Origin of the sequence: Lentzea sp. NPDC020367, from assembly GCF_044387305.1 — a bacterium.
In the GTDB taxonomy this organism is placed as follows: domain Bacteria; phylum Actinomycetota; class Actinomycetes; order Mycobacteriales; family Pseudonocardiaceae; genus Lentzea.
In genome coordinates this window covers 32,600-55,825 of sequence record NZ_JBIRVV010000022.1, presented here as the reverse complement: position 1 = coordinate 55,825, position 23,226 = coordinate 32,600, and the positions used below count along the sequence as shown (strand labels likewise).

General features: G+C 67.0%; 8 protein-coding genes. All 8 read right to left on the bottom strand.

All coding sequences use genetic code 11. From position 1 onward, the window contains the following. Positions 1-14 precede the first annotated feature (14 nt). From ACH413_RS43930 to ACH413_RS43895, 8 genes are read right to left on the bottom strand one after another with little or no spacing between them, the layout of a single operon-like run. The gene (locus ACH413_RS43930) at positions 15-3,923 is read right to left on the bottom strand and encodes an amino acid adenylation domain-containing protein (RefSeq protein WP_360047618.1); all 3,909 of its coding nucleotides are present in this window, start codon (positions 3,921-3,923) and stop codon (positions 15-17) included. Then, the gene (locus ACH413_RS43925) at positions 3,920-4,993 is read right to left on the bottom strand and encodes a TauD/TfdA family dioxygenase (protein WP_360047616.1); all 1,074 of its coding nucleotides are present in this window, start codon (positions 4,991-4,993) and stop codon (positions 3,920-3,922) included. The genes ACH413_RS43930 and ACH413_RS43925 overlap by 4 nt, the downstream gene beginning before the upstream one ends. Next, positions 4,990-6,555, bottom strand: a complete 1,566-nt coding sequence (locus ACH413_RS43920) for a condensation domain-containing protein (RefSeq protein ID WP_360047615.1) — start codon at positions 6,553-6,555, stop codon at positions 4,990-4,992. Before ACH413_RS43920 ends, ACH413_RS43925 begins: the two co-directional genes overlap by 4 nt. Continuing rightward, positions 6,552-9,980, bottom strand: a complete 3,429-nt coding sequence (locus ACH413_RS43915; RefSeq protein WP_360047613.1) for an amino acid adenylation domain-containing protein — start codon at positions 9,978-9,980, stop codon at positions 6,552-6,554. The genes ACH413_RS43920 and ACH413_RS43915 overlap by 4 nt, the downstream gene beginning before the upstream one ends. Beyond that, the gene (locus ACH413_RS43910; RefSeq protein WP_360047611.1) at positions 9,977-14,443 is read right to left on the bottom strand and encodes an SDR family NAD(P)-dependent oxidoreductase; all 4,467 of its coding nucleotides are present in this window, start codon (positions 14,441-14,443) and stop codon (positions 9,977-9,979) included. Before ACH413_RS43910 ends, ACH413_RS43915 begins: the two co-directional genes overlap by 4 nt. Next, the gene (locus ACH413_RS43905; RefSeq protein ID WP_360047609.1) at positions 14,436-17,747 is read right to left on the bottom strand and encodes an amino acid adenylation domain-containing protein; all 3,312 of its coding nucleotides are present in this window, start codon (positions 17,745-17,747) and stop codon (positions 14,436-14,438) included. Before ACH413_RS43905 ends, ACH413_RS43910 begins: the two co-directional genes overlap by 8 nt. Next, positions 17,744-19,843, bottom strand: a complete 2,100-nt coding sequence (locus ACH413_RS43900; protein ID WP_360047607.1) for a RiPP maturation radical SAM C-methyltransferase — start codon at positions 19,841-19,843, stop codon at positions 17,744-17,746. The genes ACH413_RS43905 and ACH413_RS43900 overlap by 4 nt, the downstream gene beginning before the upstream one ends. A gap of 1 nt (position 19,844) precedes the next feature. After that, positions 19,845-23,225 carry an SDR family NAD(P)-dependent oxidoreductase gene (locus tag ACH413_RS43895; RefSeq protein ID WP_396425964.1) on the bottom strand — a complete coding sequence of 1,127 codons (3,381 nt, stop codon included), beginning with the start codon at positions 23,223-23,225 and terminating at the stop codon, positions 19,845-19,847. Position 23,226: the final 1 nt, after the last annotated feature.

Sequence of the window (23,226 nt, the reverse complement as noted above, 5' to 3'; positions counted from 1 at the left end):
GGACAGCGGCCCGATCAGCCGACCGCGATGATCTCGGAACTGAGGTGCTTCGCGAGTTCCCGCACAAGCGGCTCGCGCACGAGGGTGTAGTGGTCGCCGTCCAGAAGCTGCGCATCCACGGTGCCGTTGACGATCCGCTGCCATGCCGCTCGCCCCGTGCCCGACGAGCCGTCTTTCGCGTTGTACAGCTGCAGCGAGCCTTCGTAGGGCTGCGGCTCATAACTGCGCCAGGCGTCCAGGTTGGCCTGAAAGACCTCCAGTTGCCGCTCGGCCTGCGCCGCTTGGCTCGGCGACGTGAGCAGGCCCTGGTCCTGCATGACTCCTAGGAGGTGCGAGGGCCGCCGGTACGGGTCGACCTCGGTCAGCTCCGCACGGCTGAGCTTCAGCTCGCGCTGCCTGAGCTCCGCGTAGTCACCCGCGAACGACAGCAACACCGCCACTTCGTCGAGTTCGTCGGTGTCCTCATCGGGTGCAGGTGTGTCGATCAGCGCGAGAACACCGACCTTCTCCCCTGCCGCGGTGAGCCGGCGAGCCATCTCGAAAGCCACCAGCCCGCCGAACGACCATCCCGCGAGCACATGAGGCGTGTTGCTCGGCTGGACCAGGCGGATGGCGTCGAGATACCGGGCCGCCATCACCGAGATGTCTCGATCAGGGTTGGAGCCTTCGTCGAGCCCGCGTGCCCGCAGCGCGTACACCGGTCGGTCGTGTCCGAGGTGGTTGGCAAGATCGACGTAGCACGCCACGCCGCCCGAGACGGGGTGCACGAGGTACACCGGAGCGCCGGATCCCCCTGGCACGATCGGGACCAGCAAGCCCCGATCGGTGCTACGGGTCAACGGTCGACGCGCGGCCGGCTTCGGCCCCGGTCGCTCAACCAGCGCGGCCAGGGCGGCGATCGTCGGGTTCTCGAAGAACGCGACCAACGAGACGTTCACGTCGAACCGCTGCTTGATTCGCGACACCAGCTGGGTGGCGAGCAGGGAGTGACCGCCAAGGGCCAGGAAGTCGTCGTCGCGGCCGACCAGCTCGACGCCGAGAAGCTCGCCCCAGATGCCGGCCAGATCCCGTTCGGTCGGAGTGCGCGGTGCCACGTACTCCGCGCTCAGTTCCGGCCGCTCCGTTCCCGGCGGCGGAAGTGCCTTGCGATCCAGTTTGCCGCTTGGGGTGCGTGGCAGAGCGCGCATCGGAACGAACGCACCGGGCACCAGGTGAACGGGTAGTCGTTCGCTCAGGAAGTCACGTAGTCCTGCTACCACGACGGCGCTGCGGGACACCACGTAGGCAACGAGTTTCGGTGTGCTCGCGGGCATCTCGTGCACATCTACCGCTGCCTCGATCACGTCCGGATGCTCACCGAGCACGTTCTCGATCTCACCGGGCTCGACGCGGAAGCCCCTGATCTTCAGCTGGAGGTCGGCTCGCCCGACGAACTCGAGCAGCCCGTCCGGTGACAGGCGGCACAGGTCTCCAGTCCGGTAGAGTCTGCCGCCCGGCGAGCCGAACGGGTCAGCGATGAAGCGCTCGGCTGTGGCCCCAGAACGCCCTAAGTAACCACGGGTGACGCACTCCCCGCCGACGTACAGCTCACCGGTGACACCGGTCGGCACCGGGTGCAATGCCATGTCCAGCACGTACGTCTGCGCGTTGGCGAACGGTGTGCCGATCGGCGCCCACCGAGCGTTCAGCCGATGCGGCTCGAACGGCCAGACGGTCACGTCGACAGAGGTTTCGGTCGGGCCGTACTGGTTGAACACCCGCGCCGAGGTGATGTCACCCAACCGACCGGCAAGCTCCGCAGACAGAGCCTCGCCGCCCGCGAACACGCGGCGCAGACTGGTGCACTCGTGCAGTTCCGCCTCCTCTGCGACGAGGCGGAGCATCGAAGGCACGCCGTGGACAGCGGTCGCGGCTTCCCTGCGCACACCTTGGACCAGCAGGCCCGCTGCCTCCTGCTCGGCGCTCTCCGCCAGCACCACGGTCGCCCCGGCCGCAATGGGCGCGAACAACTCCCAAAGCGAGAAGTCGAAACTGAAGGATGCCGTGTGGAACACCCTGTCGCCGCTGTCGAGCGGGTACCACTGTGTGCCGGCGAGCAGGCGGTTGACGATGCCGCGGTGCGGTACCAGGACACCCTTCGGCTGCCCGGTGGTACCGGAGGTGTAGAGCACCGAGAAGAGGTTGTCCGGCCGTACGCCGAGGTCGAGGTCACCATCCGCCTCCGCACGACAGGTCGCGGGATCGACGCACGCCACCTGCCAACGGTCCGACCATTCAGGACCTCCGACTCCGAACCTGGCTCCGGAGTCCCGCAGCAGGTAGGTGATCCGCTCCTTCGGGTACCTGGTGTCGATCGGCACCGCACACCCGCCCGCCTTGCTCACCGCCAGCAGTGCCACGATCGTGTCCAGCGCACGGCCTGCGGGCACGGCGACCGGTGTCTCGGTCCGCACACCCGCCCGCCGAAGTGCGCGAGCCAGGCGATTGGCGTTCGCGTTCAGCGCGGCGTAGGTCAGGTGATCACCGCCCGCGACCACGGCCACTCGATCCGGCGCCAGCTCGACTCGTTGTTCGAAGAGCTGGTGCACTGCCACCGGTTCGACCCGCACTGGTGCTACCGAGGCTGACGCCGCCAGCACCTTCTCGCGCTCGGCGGGGTCGATCACCGGCAACGCGCCCACCGGTGCGTTCGTCATGAACGGCAACGCGTCCAGCAAGGCGGCGACATCTGCCGCGTGACGTGTCGCCTCAAGCTCCCCGCAGCGTTGGCCGTCGTATCGCAGTTCGGCCACGACCTTGTCGCCGTGCCGCGTCACCACCAGGCCGAGCGCAGCTCCGGCGACGTCGAGTTCGAGGTCTTCGATTCGGAACGTGACACCTGCTGCGGCATGTACGTCACGCAACGTCCTGAACTCGTAGGAGATCCGGGCCGCTCCAAACACGGGGACGCAACAGTCCTGCCAGTCACGCGCTACGGCCATGCCCTCCGCCACGCGCGTGACAAGCTCGCCGAACGGTTCCGAAGCGGTGACGCCGCAGGCGACAGGTACCGTCCGAGCACACAGGCCGACCGCATCGGCCAGCTCCTCGAACGTCCGCCCGTCGCTGACGACACCGACTACCTGATCTCGGGCTCCGGTCGTCCGGGCGAGGTAGGCCGACCAAGCCGCCAGGAACAGGTCCGGCAGTTCGACACCGTGCTGCTCCCCGACGACGCCCAGAGCGGTGGGAGTGCTTTCCGCCAGCGGCACGCTCACCCGGCCAGGCGAGCCGGCCGCCACCGCCCGATCCCACCCGGCCTCGGCAGAGCCGATGACCCGCCGCCAGTGTTCCCGGCCTGGACCAGCTTCCGGCGACTGCAGCAGGTCTTCGAAGACAGCGGCGAGATCGGCGTACTGCAGCACGACTTCCGGCGGCTCATCGCCTGTCCGCTCTGCTTCGTAGCACGCTGCCAGATCGGCGACAATGTTGTCCAAGCCGATCGCGTCGGTACCGGCGGCAGGCAGCACCACCAGCAGCACGTGCTCGTCGTCCGCAACCCGCACGAGACACACGTCCAAGACCGGACCGTTCCCGAGGTTCAGGTCACCGCCGGACCGCTCGTGCACAACACCGTTGAGGCCGAGCGGTCGTGACGACGTGCGGAGATCCTGCTCGCTCCAGGAGTACACCGCGTCCGCGAGCACGTGCTGGAGATGGCCACGCAGCCCTGTCGGCCGCCGATAGACGGTCCGGAGGACCTCGTGGCGGTCCACCACCTGGTTCAGGGCGGCGCGCAGCGCCACTCGGTCCAGTTCGCCCAGAATCCTGACCGCGCACCGTGCGACGGGGATCCTGTCGGCGGACAAAACCGCGTGCTGCTGTGGTGACAACGCGAAACCCACGTCAGCACCGGCTTCGGCATCTGAGTGCTGGATCGTCATCGACGCCTGTCCTTCACCTGCGAGTCCACATCGGACCAGCCGATCGGAGCGGCCATCGCGACGAGGATCTTGCGTGGTCCCGTGTACGGCGTCCTCGCGTGCGCCATCAGCATGTTGTCGAGCAAGAGCAGGTCACCCTGCTCCCAGTCGAACTCCACCGTGGCCGTCTGGTAGGCGTCGCGCAATGCGCTCAGTACCTCGGGTTCGATGGGCGAACCGTCGCCGTAATAGGTGTTGTACGGCAGGTCCTCCTGGGCGAACTGCCCGAGCAACACTCCTGCGGTCTCGGAATCCAAAGTGGACACGTGGAAGAAAGTGGCGTGGTTGAACCACACCACGTCACCAGTACGCGGATGCCGCAGCATCGCTGGCCGGGCGTGCCAGGTGCGCAGCCTGCCACCCGAGCGCCATTCCCAGCTCATCCCTCGTGCCCTGCACGCGTCCTCGACCACCGCCTTGTCGTTGGTCTGGAACGCCGTGGACCAGCTCAATCCGAGGCCGTCACCAAAGTTCCGCACATATCGAACTCCGAGCCGGGCGAACTTGTCCGTGATCTCCCCGTCCAGCAGGCCGTGCACCACGCGCGTGTCCGCAACCGGCGTGCGGCCGCCGGACTCGGCGGGCAGTGCGCAACAGAATGCGATGCGTTCCGGCCAGTCGCTGCTGTACGACTGTTCGTTGTGCAAGAAGATCGACTGATCGGCCGGATGATCCGTCGACGTGTACACGTGTCCGGCAACCTGACTGCGCGGCGACGAACGGTCCTGATAGGCCAACGGGGCACCGGCCAGCGCCTGGACGGCCTCCTCGAACTCGGCAGCCTGCTCGATCCCGAACCCGCGGAACAGGATTCCGCCGGCCCGCCCGAGATTTTCCTCGACCTCGGTCAAGTGTTCCCTCGCCCACGCCGCCAGATCGACCGAGGTACGAGCCGGGCGCGCCACGACAGGCGCCGCTCCTGCCCACATCGAGCCGAAGGCAACTAGGTCCTCGTCGCGGACGTCGATCGTCCTGCGCTTCAGCGCCGGGAGCTCACCGAGCCTGCGGCCACGTAGGGGCTGCTGTGTCATGACCTTTCTCCTTCGCTGTCGCCCATCGCCTTGCGCTTCACCGATCGCAGGATCCGGCCTGCAGCCGCGCGCGCCTCCACGGTCCGTTCGCTCAACCTCGCGGCTCGCGCGGAGTGAAGTGCCGCGCTCAACGCGCCGAGGGTCGCGCCCTGGCGCAGCGCAACCTCGCCGAGCAGGAAGGTGAAGTCGGCGGCGAGCTCACGGATCATCTGTTCCGGGAACAGATCGGTGCTGTACCTCAGCGCTCCTTCGAGCCCCTGCCTCGTCTCGGTCAGGTGCACGCTCAGATCGAACGCCGTCGACCGCGTTCCCGCCGCGAGAGTCACGGGCCTTACCGCGATGCCTTGCAACCGCGTCCTGTCGAGCACCGGCTCCTGCAGCACGAGAAGCACCTGGAAGAGCGGGTTGCGATCGAGGCTTCGACGAGGTGCCAGATCGGCGACGAGAGCCTGGAACGGCAGGTCCTGATGGTCGAACGCGTCCAAGGTGGTCCGCCTGACCTGCGCCAGCACGTCGGCGAACGACGGATCGCCTGACAGGTCGGCTCGCAGCACGAGCTGATTGACGAACAGTCCGACGAGTCCGTTCGTCTCTCGCCGTGTCCGGTTCGCGATGTCGGTGCCGATGGCGAAGTCGCGCTGGTCGCTGTGGTGGGCCAGCAGAACGGCGAACACAGCGGTGAGTGTCATGAACATCGTCGTGTTGGACGCTCGTGACAGCTTCCGCAGTTCGTCTGCGACCTCGTTGGGCACCACGAAGTCTTGGTGATCGCCGCGAAACGACTGCCTGGCCGGTCGTGGACGCGCGCCCCGCAGTTCCAGGGTGTTCGGCACACCGGCGAGGCGGTCGCGCCAGTGCTCTCGAAGCGCGTCCAGGCGGGGGCCGGTCAACCGGTCGCGCTGCCACGCCGCGAAGTCCGCGTACTGGATCGCGGGATCCGGCAGCGGCACGGCTTCTCCGGCGACGAGACCGTTGTAGGCGGTGGACAGACCTTCGATCAGGACGCCGAACGACCATCCGTCGGCGATGATGTGGTGCAAGGTGAGGATGAGTACGTGCGCTCGCTCACCGAGCTTGACCACGAGAGTGCGAAGCAGCGGCCCGTGCTCCAGGTCGAACGGATGCTCCTCTTCGTTCGCGACGAGTGACCGCACGGCCTCGCCGTGCTCGGACTCGGGCCGGTCCGCGAGATCGAGAAAGCGCATCGACCACGAGGTGGTCGGTTCGACGATCTGCACGCCACGACCGTCCTGCTCGCGGAACACGGTGCGCAGCGCCTGCTGCGACTCGACGACAGCGGCGAAGGCCTGCTCAAGCGCCCCGGCGTCCAGCTCCCCCGTGAGCTGGATCGCCTCGGTCAAGTTGTACGCGACGTTGCCCGGCGACATGCGGTCCATGAACCACAGACGTTCCTGCGCGAAGGACAGCGGTGCCGAGCGTTCCTCAAGACGGGGAATCGCGTCCTGCTCCGGCCGGGTGGACGCCCGATCTCGCAGTCGTGCGTGCAGAGCTGCGAGTTGCGCGGGCGTCAGCTCACCGATCCTGTTCGCGATGTCGCTCACTGGCTTCCTTCCAGAGCTGCGAGCTCGCGGGCGACCTCGTCCTGGTCGAACGACACCGCCTGTTCCTGCACCACACGCCGCGCCAGTGACTCGACGGTCGGTTCGTCGAACATCGCCCGCAGCGGCACGTCGACGCGGAACCGCTCACTGACGCGGAACACGACCTGCGTCGCGGCCATCGAGTGCCCGCCCAGGTCGAAGAAGTTGTCGTGCACACCGATCCGAGCCACCCCGAGCACCTCGGTCCACACATCGGCGATCTCCTGTTCGAGCTCGTTGCGCGGTGCCAGGTACTCGCGCTCGGAGAACCGCCGTGCAGGCCCCGGCTCAGGCAGCGCAGGGAAGTCGAGCTTGCCGTTCGCGTTGAGCGGCAACTCCCCCAGCAGCACGTACCCGGAAGGAACGGCGTGCCGAGGCAGGTGCTTCCGGCAATGAGCCCACAGGAGGTCGACGGTCGCGTCGTGCTCCTCCGCGGGCACGATGTAGGCGACGATTCGCCGGTCGCCGGCACCGTCGTCGACCGGATTCACCGCGACGTCACGCACCAGCGGATGCCGTCGCAGCACGGACGCGATCTCGCCGAGCTCGACCCGGAACCCCTGAACCTTGATCTGATGGTCGCGCCTGCCGAGGTGCTTGATCGTCCCGTCGGACCCCCAGCGCGCCAGGTCACCCGTGCGGTACATCCGGGCACCGGGCACGAAGGGATCGGCGACCATCTTGCCCGCGGTCATCACCGGCTCGTCCAGGTAGCCGCGAGGAACAGCGGCGCCGCCAACGTACAGCTCGCCTGTCGCGCCGATCGGGACCGGCCGCAGGTAGCGATCCAGCAGATACACCTTGTTGTTGCGGTTGGGCCTGCCGATCGGCGCGTTGGCCGGCCATGACGCCGCAGCTCCCGCCAGCGTGTGAGCGGTCACGATGTGCGTCTCGGACGCTCCGTACTGGTTGTGCAGCGGGCAATCCGGAAGGCGGTCGAACAGGTCGCGGAGGTGCTCGGTGATCTGCAGCGGTTCGCCCGCCGTCGCGATCGCCTTCAATCCCGTGGGGAAGTCGTCGTTGTGCACCGCAACCTGCGCGAAGAGCTTGAGCGCACCGAAGGGAAGGAATAGCCGTTGCACGGATTCCCTGTGCAGCAACGTGATTAGCTGCTCCGCGTTGGTACGGACCTCGCTCGGCGCCATCACCAGCGTGCCGCCCTCGGCGAGCGTCGTGAAGATCTCCTGGAACGACACGCAGAAACCGAACGTGCTGAACTGCAACGTGCGCGACTCACCCCGCAGGCCTCGCTCATCCTCCTGCCACACCATCATGTTCCGGAACATCCGGTGCGTGACGCCGATCCGCTTCGGCACGCCCGTGGATCCGGACGTGTAGATCGCGTAGAGGACCTGATCCGTCCACACCGGAACATCCGGGCGGTCGATGCGCCGTTCTGCCGCGCCGCCGCCGTCCGCGTCCAGAACGATGACGTCGTCGACGCTGCGGGGGACGAGACCGCGCAGATCCTCTGTAGTCAGCAGCGCACTCAGGTTCGCGGAACTGAGCATGAGGTCGATCCGGTCTGCGGGGTAGGTCGGATCGACGAACACGATCGACCCGCCCGCCTTGACGATGGCGAGCGCACTGATCACTCGCTCGATCGACGGTTTCAGCAGGATGCCGACCAGCGACTCACTCACGACGCCTTGGGTGCGCAACCTGTGCGCGAGGTGGTTCGCGAGCTCGTCGAGGCACCGATAGCTCACGTGCGTGCCGTTGAAGACCACCGCGGTGCGATCGGGGACGAGATCCGCACGGTGCTCGAACAGCACGTGCACCGGCTCATCGGCCTCATCAGCCGCACCTGTGTCGTTCCACTCGTCGAGCACCTGCGTGAGTTCGCCTGCCGGCAACACCCGCAGGCTGGACAGGTGACCGTCCGGTTGCGCCGTGACCTCCTCGAGCACCGCGCGGAACTGGTCCAGCAGGCGGGTCATCCGGTCCTGCGCGAACAACGCGCTGTTGTAGACGAGTGGACCGTCGATGACGTCGCTTCCCTCGGTGAGGAACAGCGACAGGTCGAACACGACTTCGTACTCGAGGTTCATGCGGCGAATTCGCAGGTCGACGATCGTGGGCAGGTCCCCGCGCACGTTGTCGAGACTGAAGTTGACCTGGAACAGCGGCTGGTGACCGAGGTTGCGTTCCGGCCGCAGCTCCTCGACGAGCTTCTCGAACGGCAGGTCCTGGTTCAGCTGCGCTTCGGTAGTCTCCTGCCACACGAGCCGGAGCACGTCACGGAACGTCGGGTTCGCGGGCAGTTGCGTGCGCAGCACGATCTGGTTGACGAACATGCCGATGAGGGGCTCGACGTCCGGCGTGTTCCTGTTGGCGACCTCGGTGCCCACCACGATGTCGTGCTGACCGGTGTAACGGTGCAGCAGGACGGTGAACGCCGTGAGCAAGGTCGTGAAGACCGTCACTCCCTCCCGGCGGCTCAGCTCCCGCACCCTCGCTGTCAGGTTTTCGTCGATGCGGAAGAACACTTCCGCACTCGTGTGGACTGGAGTCGCGCCCTGAGGGTGATCGCGGGGGAACTCCAGCACCGCAGCGCCGAACAGGGTCTGCTTCCAGTACTCCAGCTGCCGGTCCAGCACGTCACCGGTCAGATGCTTGCGTTGCCAACTCGCGAAGTCCGCGTACTGGACGGACAGGTCAGGCAGCGGCGACGGCTTGCCCTCCGCGAAGGCCTCGTAGAGCAGAACCAGCTCTCGGGTGAACACCTCGCGCGACCACGCGTCTCCGACGATGTGGTGCATGGTCAGCACCAGGACGTGCTCAGTGGTGCCGAAGCGCAGCAGCCTCATCCACAGCAACGGCCCGGTGGCCAGATCAAGGGGCCTGCGCTTCTCCTGCGCCACGACCGCCCGGACGCGCTCCACCCGCGTCCCGGACTTCTGTCCGGCGCAATGCTCAAGAGGCAGGGGAACGAACAGGCCGGGACGAATTCGCTGATGGGGCTTACCGTCCAGGGTGGGGAAGGTCGTGCGCAAAACCTCGTGCCGCCGGACGATCTCGTTGACCGCTCGCTCGAGCACGACGAGATCCAGCGGCCCGAAGATCTCGTACGCCGCAGTCTCGACGTACGGGTTGTTGTCCCGTTCGAGATCACGATCGAGCTCGTTCAGGAACCACATCCGTTCCTGTGCGAAGGACAGCGGCAGTGGCCCCGCGCCGCGGTCCACGGGTTGGATCTGCTGCCTGACCCCACCGCGGCCCGCTCCCCCCAGCACCTCCACGATCTCCGTCCGGTGCTCACGCAGCCGCGCCATCACTGCTTCCGACATCACTCCCTTGGGAGCGCTGTACCGAAGCCGTCCTTCGTCCACCCACAGCAGCACACCGAGCCGTCGCAGTTCGGCCAGCACCTGGATCGCCGTCACAGTTCGCCTTCCTCCCTCTCCTCGCCGGCGACGGCGCTTTCCGCGGTACCCGCCCACAGAACCGTCTCGACGTACTCCGCCAGCTCCTCGACGGTCCGCGACTCGAGAAAGACGTGCAGTGGCACCATCACATCGAGCTCGTCACGCACCCGGGAAACCAGCTGGGTAGCTAGCAGCGAGTGACCGCCGAGCTCGAAGAAGTCGTCCCGCACACCAACCTGGTCAATGCCGAGCAGGTCCTGCCAGAGCCCCGCGATCCCCTTCTGAATCGGGGTGCTCGGGGCCACGTACGAACTGCTCAAGTCCGGCCGCGGATGCGCAGTTGCGGCGCGTTCCGCGAGGAGCGATGTTGCCTTCTGGCCTCCCAGTCCCGCCGTGGCAACGACCACCTGGGGTTCGCCACTGGCAAGCGCACGAGCGAACGCATCGACACCATCACGCGAGGAGAGGCCAATCTCCTGCTGCTCCAGCAGCTCCCGCACCAGATCCCCGTCGACTCCGGTCACTTGCCGCACCGCCATACCGGCTTCACGCCAGGTGTCCCAGTTGATCGACACGACGTTCTCGGCAAGTCCGGCCTGGGACCACGCGTCGAGGTAGGCGTTCGCGGCGGAGTAGTCGGCTTGGCCGACATCGCCTACCAGCGAGCTGTGCGAGGACATCAGCGCGAAGAAGTCGAGGTCTTCGGAGGCCAGGAGACTCCACAGCACGGATGTCCCCTTCACCTTGGGGGCGAGCACCTCCTCCGTCCTCGTCCGGTCCGCGTACTGGATCAGTCCGCTGCCTGGGACACCGGCCGCGTGGACGACACCGTTGATAGGGCCGAACCTGGTCCTCGCCACCTCGACGACTTCACTCATACGAACGCGATCCGTTACGTCGGCCGCGAACACGAGGACGTCCCGTCCCAGAGTTTCGACCCGCCGGCGCACGTCCTGGTCTTCCTTCGTACCGCCTGCCTCAGGCAGCCCGCGCCTGCCGACCAGGACCAGTTTCGCCGCGCACTCGTGCACGAGGTACTCCGCGATGGCGAGACCCATGCCGCCGAGGCCACCAGTGATGAGGTAGATGCCACCCTGTCGGAACGGCGGTGCCGCTGGTGCCGGTACGGGACGTTGATCGAGCTGCCGAACCCACCGCCGTTTCCCGCGGTATGCCACGGTTTCGTCACTGTGCTCAGCGGTGAGCTCCGCGTGCAACATCGCGACGACCGACCCTACCTCGCCCTTCCGGGGCGCAGAGCCGACGTCGACGGTCGCGCAGCGGACAGCGGGATACTCCAGAGGCACCACCCGGCACGGTCCGAGCACCGTCGCCCGCGCGGGCACGGTCGCCTCCTCGCCCGTCACCGCGTGCATGTCGGTCGACACAACGGTGATCCGCAGGGGGTCTTCCTGCCCGTGCTCGTTCCACGCACGTGCCAGCTCGACCAGACTGTGGAAGCCAAGTGCCAACTCGGTGTTCGCGTCAGATCCGCCCTGGCCGCGCACAGTCCAGAGGTGGACGATCTCCGAGGGAGTCCGGCCACGTGCCGCCAAGCCGGCCAGCAACGCGGACAGTCCATCGCCCGTCGTCGGCTCCACCGTGTGCTGCCGAGCCGGACCGGCGACGGTCACGTGGTGGCCGTCCGCGACCAGCAGATCGGCCAGTCCGTCCGCCACACCGAAATCGTCGGCGAGCAGCAGCCAACTCGCGGGTTCGCGGTGTGCCGGCCGCAGCCGAGGTGCCTGACTCCACACTGGACACGAGAACCACCCCTCGGGACCATCGGTCGAGAGTGCACCGCCTGCGTTCCTCGCTGACGACACGCGGTCGACCCAGTACTCCTGGCGCTGGAACGGATAGGTGGGCAGCGGCACCCTTCGCGTCTCCGCTGTCGTACCCGGCACGGCCACGTTCACCGGCAAGCCGTTGGTCCACAGGCTGCCCGCGGAGGCGAGCAGGTGGCGGCTGTTGTGCCCGGCTTCCCGCTCGCGCCGAAGGCTGGTGAGCACCTGTGCCGCGGCGGGTTTCGCTGGGTTGGAGCGGGCCAGTGCGGCGAGGGTGTCGCCAGGGCCGACCTCCAGGGCGATGTCGCACTTCGACCACAACGTCTGCAAGCCGTCGTCGAACCGCACGGTCTCGCGGAGATGACGCGTCCAGTACTGCGGTGAAGTCGCTTCCGCCGGCGTAACCCAGGTCCCGGTGACGTTCGAGATGTACGGCCTCTCGGGCTCGGCGAGGCCGATCCTGGCCACCAACGACTCGAACTCCGCCAGCACCGGATCCATCGCGGCCGAATGGAAGGCGTGCGAGGTCACCAACTCGCGGACGGCGACACCGTTGCCGTCGAGAATGCGTCGCAGTTCGGCGATGGCCTCGCTGGGCCCCGACAACACGCACTGGCTCGGTCCGTTGACCGCCGCGAGGCCGATCTCGCTGCCGAGCAGGTGACGCAGCCGGGCCTCGGGCAATGCGACCGACAGCATGGAGCCTTCTGGGAGGGCCTGCATCAGGCGGCCTCTGGCGGTGACGAGCCGCAGTGCGTCCTCGAGGCTGAAAACACCGGCCAGGCAGGCCGCCACGTACTCCCCCACGCTGTGCCCCAGCATCGCGTCAGGACGCACTCCCCAGGACGACCAAAGCCTCGCCAACGCGTACTCGACCGCGAACAGAGCAGGCTGGGTGAGCTCCGTCCGGCGCAGGCGAGGCGCTGCGTCATCGTCCGGAGCCTCAGGGTGAAGAGCGGCGAGCAGGTCCACGCCCGCGCACTGCGTGACGATCTCGGCACACTTGTCCAGGGCTACCGCGAACGCGGAGTGCTCGCGGTACAGGTCTTGAGCCATCCCGACGTACTGGCTGCCCTGTCCTGGAAAGAGGAAGCCGATCACCGGACGGGTCTGCCTCACCGGATCTCTACGCGGCGATGCCGCTCGCAGTGCCGCGACAGTTTCTTCGGCGTTCACTGCCACTACTGCAGACTTGTGGGCGAAGTGCCTGCGCCCCACGCGGAGCGTGTGAGCCACGTCTGCGAGTACGAGGTCGGGATGCCGCTCCAGATGATCGGCGAGGGCACCGGTCGCCTCTGCCAGTGCGGCGGCGGTCTTGGCCGAAAGCTGCAAGAGCTGCGGTGCGGCGGAACGAACGGAGCGAGCGAGCGCCGGTGGTTCTTCGATCACCACGTGGGCGTTGGTGCCCCCGATGCCGAACGAGCTCACGCCCGCACGCCGCGGCACCTCACCACCCTCCCACCGCCGCAACACCCCGTTCACATAAAACGGACCACCCTCAAAATCAATCTCCGGATTCGGCTCAGAAAAATGCAGACTCGGCGGCACCAACCCCCGCTCCACCACCAACACAGCCTTCATCAACCCAGCCACACCAGCAGCCGCATCCAAATGCCCCACATTCGACTTCACCGAACCCAGAGCACAAAAACCCACACCACCCGCACTCTCCCGAAACGCACGAGTCAACGCCGCAACCTCGATCGGATCACCCAACCGAGTCCCCGTCCCATGCGCCTCCACATAACCCACCGAACCCGCATCCACACCCGCCACCGCGAGGGCTTCTGCGATCACGGCGGCCTGGGCGTCGACGCTCGGCGCGGTGAAGCCCGGCTTGCGCGACCCGTCGTTGTTGACAGCGGAGCCTCTGATCACCGCGCGAACGGTGTCTCCGTCCGCCAGCGCGTCCTTGAGTCTCTTGAGCACAACCACGCCCACGCCGTTGCCCGGCACCGTTCCCCGCGCAGCCGCGTCGAATGGCCGGCAATGGCCGTCCGGTGACAGGATGCCGCCCTCCGCCGACACATATCCGCGCTGCTGCGGCACAAGCACTGTCGCACCGCCCGCGAGCGCCATGTCGCAATCACCGCTGAGAAGAGCCTGGCACGCGGTGTGCACCGCTACGAGGGAGGTGGAACAGGCCGTCTGCACACAGACGCTCGGCCCGTGCAGGTTGAGGTGATAGGAGACCCTCAGCGGCATGAAGTCCTTGGTGTTGCCGATCATCACGTCGTAGTGGCCGACCACGCCTGATCCGTCGTCCACGTTCGCCAATAGGTTCTGCAGCAGATAGCTGCTCATCTCGGTACCCGCGTACACGCCGACGACGCCCGCATCCGGGCCTGGTGCGTGCCCTGCCGACTCCATCGCGTGCCACGCCGTCTCGAGGAACAGCCGGTGCTGCGGATCGAGCAGCTCGGCTTCTCTCGGCGAGAAACCGAAGAACGCCGCGTCGAACGAGCCGACGTCTTCGAGCACGCCAGCAGCGGCCACATAACCTGGCGATGCCGAGATACCGGCGTCCACGGAGGACTTCGCCAGCTCTTTCCGGTCGAAGAACGAGATCGACTCCACTCCGTCGCAGAGGTTCTGCCAGAACTCCTCGACGTCACGTGCGCCGGGGAACCTGCCCGCCATGCCGATGATGGCGATTCCGGCGTGCTGCGAGTCTTCGGTCTCTGCTTCAGCCACGGTCGCTCTCCCTCGCCGCACGCGCTGCCTGCCTGCGTTGTCTGCTGTCGTTCTGCCGTCCCGCAGACTGCCGCCTGCCCACCGCACGAGCGGGTTCGTCACCAGACGGCTGAGCCTCCGGTTCGTCGAACATCGCGGCCTGTGTGGCGACCGTGGGACGCTTGAACAGCTCGATCATGGAGACCTCTTTGTCCAGCACCCGGCGCAGGCGGCTTTGCAGCCGCGCGGCCATCAGCGAGTGCCCACCGAGATCGAAGAAATTCTGGTCGCGCGGTACGTGATCCACACCCAGAAGTTCCTGCCAGATCTCAGCGATCTGTTCCTCGATCGCGCTGCGCGGCGCCTCGGAGGTACCGGCCGCGCTCCGCGTCATGAGGCGGACGGCTCGGCGGTGGAGTGCGGCGTCATCGATCTTCCCGTTCTGCGTCAATGGCAATTCGGCGACGAGGTCGACGACGCTGGGCACCATGTGCTCGGGAAGGAGGCCTCGCAGGAAGCCCCGGATCTCGGCAGCGGCCGGCGGATTCTCCCGCACCCCCACCACGTGTGCGACCAGTGTGGCGGCAGCTCCTGCCGCCGAGCAGACCGTGACGGCCGCGTCGGTCACCCCCTCGTGCTGCCGCAGCGCGTTCTCGATCTCGCCCGGTTCCACCCGGAAGCCGCGGATCTTGACCTGTTCATCGACCCGGCCGAGGAAGTGGAGGTTTCCGTCACGGCCGAGACGAACACGGTCGCCCGTGCGGTACATCCGCGATCCCGGGACCGAGCTGAAGGGATCTGCGACGAACCGCGCCGCCGTCAACGCGGAGAGGTTGAGGTATCCGCGCCCGACCGCCGGGCCTGCCACGTACAGTTCGCCCGGAGTGCCCGGTGGAACCGGTGCGAGATAAGCGTTCAACACGAGCAGGCTGTTGTTGGGCAACGGTGCGCCGAGCGGAAGGTTCTCGGTCAGGCCCTTCTCCACCGCGTAGTCGGCGTCGAACATCGTCGACGTGACCGTGGTCTCGGTGAGCCCGAAGACGTGCACCAGCGGGATGCCGAACTCCTGCCACTGCACCAGCCGCTGCGGGAGAACTCGTTCTCCGCCGATGATGACGAGCCGCAACGTGCTCGGCAGCTGCGTCCCGGACTCCACGAGGTCCCGCACCCATTCGTGCCAGTACGCGGTGGGGAGTTCCATCGCCGTTACGCCGGCGGCCGTCACCGCGCTGGTGAGCTCCTGGTAGGACAAGAACATCTCGCTGCGCGGCAGCACCACCGCTCCGCCGCTCGCCAACGTCGGGAGGATCTCTTCGAGCATCACGTCGAAGCCGAGCGGGGCGAACTGCAGGAACCGGTCCGTGTGTCGCAGGCGGAGTCGCTCGCGAACTGCTTCGACGTATCCCGCGGCGGAACCGTGACTCACCACCGCGCATTTCGGCGCACCGGTCGACCCGGAGGTGTAGATGCCGTACGCGGCGTTCGCGGGCCGTGGTTTCGGCCCCTCGATGCCAGCCTCTGCCAATGGCGGATCCTCGTCCAGGCACAGCACCGCCCAGGGTCCGTCCGGCACTGCCAGCAACAACCGCTTCTCGGTCAGCACCACCGCAGGTTGGGAGTCCGTCAGGATCCTCGCGATTCGCTCCGCCGGCTCACCGGTGTCCAAGGGCACGAACGCGGCGCCGGACTCCAGCACCGCACGAAGTGCCACGACCTGCGCCACCGACCGTTCCAAGTAGACGGCCACCAGCGTCTCCGGTCCCACTCCCCGGTCCCTCAGGACCGCGGCCAGGGAATCCGCGGCGGATGCCAGCGCACCGTGGGTCAGGTGTTCCTCCCCGCACACCACCGCGACGCGGTCAACGAACTCCTCGGTTCCCCTTCTGAGGGTGTCGGTCAGCAGACCCCCCGCCGTCACTTCGTGTGCCGCTCCAGTCGCTGCGGCGATCAGCCGCTCGTCCTGATCGGCGACGAGGCTGAGATTGCCAAGCGGCTGTTCGGGATCGTCGGCGAACGCGGTCAGGAACTCGGCATAGCACTCGCCGAACCGTTCCATCGTGGCCGCGTCGAACAGATCCACGCAGTACTCCAGCACACCCCGCAGTTCGCCGTCCTTCTCCTCCACCGAGAGCGACAGGTCGAACTCCGCCACGGCTCGGTCTTGGCGCATGGGCAGCAGTGAGAGACCGGGAAGCTCCATCGCGGGCATTGGGGCATTGCCGAACTCGAACATGATCTGGAACAGCGGTGTGTGACTCAGGCTCCGGTTGGGACGGAGGTCCTCGACCAGCAGCTCGAACGGCAGCTCCTGGTGCGCGAAAGCCCCAACTGTCGTTTCCCGCACCCGGTCGAGCAGGGTGCGCAGCGGGGGGTTACCGCCCGCGAACGTGCGCAACACCAGGGTGTTGACGAAGTACCCGATAAGAGGTTCGAGCTCAACACGGCTCCTGTTCGCCACCGCGGTGCCGATGACCAGATCGGTCTGCCCCGTGCTGTGGTGCAGCAGCGCTTTGAACGCGGTGAGCAGCGTCATGAACAACGTCGCTCCCGAACGAGCGCTCAACTCCTTCAGCCGCTGCGTCAGCTCTGCGGGCAGAGTGAAGTGGTGGCGAGTGCCAGCCGTGGACCGCACCGACGGACGTGGCCGGTCGGCCGGGAGCTCGAGCACTGGCAGGTCTCCCCCGAGACGGCCGCGCCAGTACGTCAGCTGCTCCTCCAGGTGATCGTCCCGCATCCGCTGGCGCTGCCAGTGCGCGAAGTCGGCGTACTGGATGTCCAGTGGGCGCAACAGTGCCGCGCCGCCCTCGACGCGTTGGCGATAGGCAGCGGCCACCTCCTGCACCAGCACACCCATCGACCAGCCGTCGGTGATGATGTGATGCAGGACGAGCGACAGGATCCAGCCCGTGTCGTCCATCGTGTACAACGTCGCCCTGATCAACGGCGGGTCGGTCAGGTCGAAGGGCTTGTCACGTTCGGCCTCGGCATGTCGCAGCGCAGCCGACTCCCGCTCGGCAGACGGCAGAGCGCGGAGATCGACCCGGTGCAGGGCGAGTGCCATCTCGTCCGAGATCGCCTGCGCTGGTTCACCGTCAACCGCCACGAACGACGTCCGCAACGCCTCGTGCCTGCACACAACGTCGTTGAGGGCCCCTTGCACCGCGTCGGCGTCCAATGCCCCGTCAAGACGAAGCAGCACTGGCAGATTGTGGATCGGCGCGCCGTCCACCAGTTGCTCGACGAACCAGACACGACGCTGGGCGAACGAGGTCGGGAAGACCCAGACGTCGCCGTCGACGTCGGTCACGTTGTCCGTGATTGTCATCGGCTGGTCTCCCCCGCCTTGCTCATGAGTTTCGTGCGGCTGACCCTGCGCTCGCTCCTCGAGACGGCGACCAGTGCGGGGCGGCCGTCCTCCTCCAGTTCGCCGACACCCACCATCGGGTCGACCACAACCGTGAGGTCGTTCACGTCCACGTCGAAGTTGAAGTCGGCCACCGGTGACGTGATGTGCTTCGGCGTGGGCGGAGGCTCGGGCATCACGACGCTCAAGACGCGCGGTCCGTCCTGGAAGATCCACCCGTACCGGCGGAAGCGCGCCAGCTGCTCGGCGGGATCGGCTGAGCCGCTCGACTTCAGGCGATCCGGCCGTTTCGGTTCGAGCAGTTCGAGCAGCAGATCCCGATCGGCTTCGGAGATCCGACGCTCGGCCGCGGTGCCGGACCTCGAGTCGAACACCAGCAAGCCGTTCTCGTCCTCGGTCAGGTGCAACTGCGGGCGCACGGTGTGGTGCTTGCCGTGCCAGCGCATCTGCCAGCCGAGCACCAGCCGGCGGACCTTGTCGAGCCAGCCGACCATGTTGGAGAAGTACTCGGCCTCGTAGTTGCGGTCCACGAAGTAGTAGGCCAGGTCGCGCAGTGAATCTGCCTCGAACGGATACGTGAAGTTGTAGAAGTCCAGCGGTTCCAGGTCGAGGCCGTACTGATCCGCCTCGTTGAAGTAGGGGCTGTACCTGTCGAAGCGGACCGGGTAGACGCCGGTGGGCGGTGGGAGGTGGGTCAGCAGCGGCAGGTCCTTGACGTACTTCGGGTAGACCGCCGGGTCCTCGTTGGGGAAACCGACGAGGAGGTTCCACGTCGGGTACACGTCGTGCCGCAGGCAACTCTGCAGGAACCTCACGTTGCGGAAGGAGCTGACGCCCTTCTTCATGAGCTTCAGCGTCGAGGTCGCCAGGCTCTCGATTCCCGGCTGCACCAAGGTGACGCCGGCCTTCGCGAGCGCGGCGATCTCGTGGTCCTCGAAGTCCGCCTTGACCTCGTAGAAGATCGTGGCGCCCTCCGGAGCTTCAAGGTTCGCGAAGACTTCGGTCACGTACTCACGGGGCATGATGTTGTCCACGCAGATGTACTGCTTGTACTTGTCGCCGTAGCGTTCGAAGAGCGATCGCAACAGCGAGAGCGCGTTCTCCGACGCCATGCTGCGGAAGTTCATCGACAGGCTGTTGAGGCCGCAGAACGTGCAGTGGGCGCGTTCGCCCCACCAGCACCCGCGTGAGGTCTCGAAGGGCAGAACGGCCTCGACTCCGCCGTCCGGGAAGTTCAACTCGACGTCCTGCAGGAACGAGTCGTAGTCCAGCTCAACGTTCGCGTTGACGTTCAGCTCCTGCCCCATCGGGAGTATCGCGCCGGGCGGCATCAGCTGGTGAACCTTGCTGGCACCAACTGCGGCCTTCGCGCGCATCACCTTGTCGACGTTGCGGCGGGAGAACACGCCGTTGATCCGATGTACCCGGACGTCGTCTCCGTCGAGCAGGCAGCCCACCAGTTCAGGGAAACTGCGCAGGGCAGGGCCGGAGAAGACGAAGTCGACCTGCGGCACGCCCCTGACCATCTGCTCGCCCATCGGCGTCTCGCAGTTCGCACCACCGATCACGATCACCGTTGCGGGGTTGCGTTCCTTGATCCGCTGGGCGAGCGCGAAGCAGGCGACGCTCTGCGCGAACATCGACGTGAGGCCCACCATGTCCGCGCTTGCCAGGTCGTACTTGTCGACGAGCTCATCGAGGAACGCGACAAGGCCGGCGCGCTTCTCCGCGACGTAGACGCGGAACTCGGTGATCTCCTTGGTGCTGGCCGGGTAGTAGCGCTGGAAGAACTCGTCGAAGTTGTCCGGTTCTTCCGGAAACGCTGCCTGCCGGAAGAGCCAGTCTCCGATGCCGGAGTTCTGATGCTCGCCGAGCGCGCTGATGTCCCGGTACATCTTCATGGTGAAGAAGTGCGCGAAGTCGTGGTTCAGATAGTGGACGTGGACATCCGCGCGACCTGCGTGCTGCTGGCGCACGACGGAGCGAAGCTGCGTCAACCCCAGCGACGGAATGTGCAGATTCGCGAACGGCATGTTGATCAAACGGATGTCGTACATGTCAGCCTTTCCTCCCCGACGACGCGCGCCTGGGTGTGACGTCGGTCAGATCGGACTTCCTGGCTCGGCGGGCTTCCCGCGACAACGCCACGAGCACGGGTGCGCCCGGCTGCTCCGCGGACCTGTCCGCTTCCTCCAGTGCCGCGACGAGGCTGTGCACCGTCGGCGACTCGAACAAGGCCTGCAGCGGAAGCTCACGACCGATCGCGGAACGCAACCGCACCACGAGTTGCGTCGCGAGGATCGAGTCCCCGCCCAGCTCGAAGAAGTTGTCGTGCACACCGACCGGTTCGATGCGCAGGAGCTCCTGCCACACCCGTGCCACCGTGTGCTCGAGCTCCGAATCCGGCAGGACGCAGGCCTGTGCGAGCTCAGGCCGTGTGTGCAGAGGAGCGTCCTCTTTCTTTCGCACGCGGCTCAGGGATTCCCGCGCCTTGATCTCAATGTCGCCGTCCGAGACGAGGAGCTGCGGTGCACCGCGAAGCCCCGCGACGGCCGCGAAGATCTCCGCCCCGCGCAGGCCATCGAGCACGTGTTCGCCGGCGCCACCAGTGCGCCACACGTCCCAGCCGATGCTCGTCCACTGTGGACGTTCACGCCCGTTCTGCTCAAGCGCCCAAGCGTCCAAGAAGGAGTTCGCTGCGGCGTAGGCGGCGAGGCCTGGACCGCCGAGCACCGTGGCGAGCGACGACTGCAAAACGACGAAGTCCGCAGGCGGATACTCCGCCAGCGCCGCCGCGAACGCCATCGGCGCGACGACCCTCGGGCTGAGGATCTCCTCGCAGCGTTCCACGTCCAGGTCCGCGATCGGGCACAGCACAGCGGCGTCGGTTCCACCCGCCGCGTGGATGACCCCGTCCAGCGCGCCGAACACCCGATGTGCGGTGTCCACAACGGAACGGATCGCCTCCGCATCCGTGACGTCCGCGGCGAGCACGAGCACCTCGGCGCCCGAGCGCTCGAGCTCCTCGACGGAACGAATTCGCACAGACACCTGGTCATCGGCCGCGTGACCGGCGAGCCAAGCAGGCCACTCGGCTCGGTCCGGCACGACGGTGCGACCAACGATCACCAGCCGTGCATGGGCAGTGGCGGCCAGGTGCCGTCCGATGGCGAGACCGATCCGGCCGAATCCACCAGTGATCAGGTAGACGCCGCGGTCGCGCAGGCCACTCGGCACGTCGTCGATGTCCACCGGCTCGAACGTCTGCACCCAACGGGTCGTCCCTCGGTACGCCACCAGCGGTTCCGGGCGTGCGGTTCGTGCTTCCTCCTCCAACCGCGCTGCCAGTCGGTCCAGGCCGCCTTCATCACGGGGCAAGTCGACGTCGACCACACGGCAGGACACCTCGGGGATCTCTTGCGGGATCACCTTGCAGGGTCCGAGCACGGTGGCTCGCTCAGGCCGAATCGACTCGTCACCGGTCACGGACTGCGTGCCGGACACCGCGAACACCACAGACAACTCCGACAGGTCTCCACGATCCACAAGCGCACTTCCGAGCGCCAGAACACTGTGCAGCCCCGTCGTGAGTGCACTGTCCAGTCGTTCGTCGGGTCCCCCCGGCTCCTGGTGGTGAAGACTCCAGAGGTGGAGCACGTCGGTGGGCCACCGACCGACGGCGGCGAGGTGGTCGAGCAACCGCCGGTAGTCGCCGCGGTCGCCAGGACGCACCACGTGGCGGTCACCGCTGTCCGCGTGGAAGCCGTCACCGGCCACGACGATCGTGACCACGTCACCCCGACCACGCAGCCGACTCGCGACCCTCGCCGCGATACCGTTTTCGTCCGCGAACACCAGCCATGCCCGTGATCGCTCTGAGCTTTGCGGCCAGGCCCCAAGCTCCAGCGGGACCGAGCGTCGCCAGCCCGGCACGTACTGGCGCACACCACGGACGGCCTTCGGCGAGTCGGGCGCGGCCTCGATCCAGTACCGCTCGCGCTCGAAGGGGTAGGTGGGCAAAGGCAACCGCCGGTGCGAGCCAGGTGGCACGACGGTCCGCCAGTCGACCCGGACCCCCGCTGCCCACAGCCGGCCGACGGCGTCGAGCAACCCCGCGAACGTTCCTCGTTCGTCACCGGGCCGCGTGCCTGTCGCGATCACCGGTTGGTCGGCCCGCGTGTCGTGGTGCCTGGCCAGGGTTGTGAGGCTCTGTCCCGGTCCCACCTCGAGCAGCACCCGGTGAGGTTTGTCGAGCAGCGTGCGCAGTCCGGCGTCGAAGTTCACGGTCTCGCGGAGCTGCCGGACCCAGTATTCCGGGTCGCACACGTCCTCTCCCCGGACCCAGGTTCCAGTGAGCGTCGAGACGTACGGCGTTTGCGGCTCGTTCAGCTCGACCGTCCGCACCACCTCGCGGAACCGGTCCAGAACCTCGTCCATCGCCGGTGAGTGGAACGCGTGCGCGGTCTTCAACCGACGGTGGGATACACCCTCCGCGTCGAGCGCGGACTCCACACGCTCGATGGACGCGTCGGGTCCGGACAGAACACCTGATGCCGTCGTGTTCACGGCAGCGATCGCGACGTCCGCGGACTCGAAGCGGCGCAGCACCTCGTGCGGCGCGTCCACCGACAGCATCGCTCCATGTGCGGTGCCCTGCATCAGGCTGCCGCGCTGACTGACCAGATGAAGTGCGTCGGCCAGCGAGAGCACGCCTGCCAGACAGGCCGCGACGTACTCACCGACGCTGTGCCCGATCATCGCTTCGGGCCGGATCCCCCACTCGGCCAATGCACACGCCAGGGCGTACTCGACGACGAACAACGCCGGTTGAGCCAAGTCGGTCCGCTGCAACTCCTCTGCCACGCGGGCATCCGTGGAGAGCAGGCACCGCCCGACATCACGGCCGAGTCTCGGCTCCAGCAGGCCCACGCATTCATCGACTGCCTTCCGGAAAGCGGGTATCCGGTCGTACCACCCCACCGCCATGCCGGCACGCTGCGATCCCTGGCCGGGGAACAGAAAACCCACCGAAGGGCTGTCGATGGCCCGGTCAGGCTTCGCCGTCCCAGATCGCAGCGTTCGTGCGACGGCGGCCACATCAGGACACACCAGTGCCTGCCGGTAGGCGAAGTGCTTGCGACCGGAACGCAGGGTGTGCGCCACATCAGCGAGGTCGAGATCGAGATGCCGCTCGAGATGATCGGCCAGCCGCTCGCGGACTTTCGCCAGGGCCGCCGGTGTGCGCGCGGAGATCATGAGCAGTTCGTCCGCGTGTTCAGAACGTGCTTTCGGGGCTGACGGTGGTGGCTCTTCCACCACCACGTGAGCATTGGTGCCCCCGAACCCGAACGAGCTCACGCCCGCACGCCGCGGCACCTCACCACCCTCCCACCGCCGCAACACCCCGTTCACATAAAACGGACCACCCTCAAAATCAATC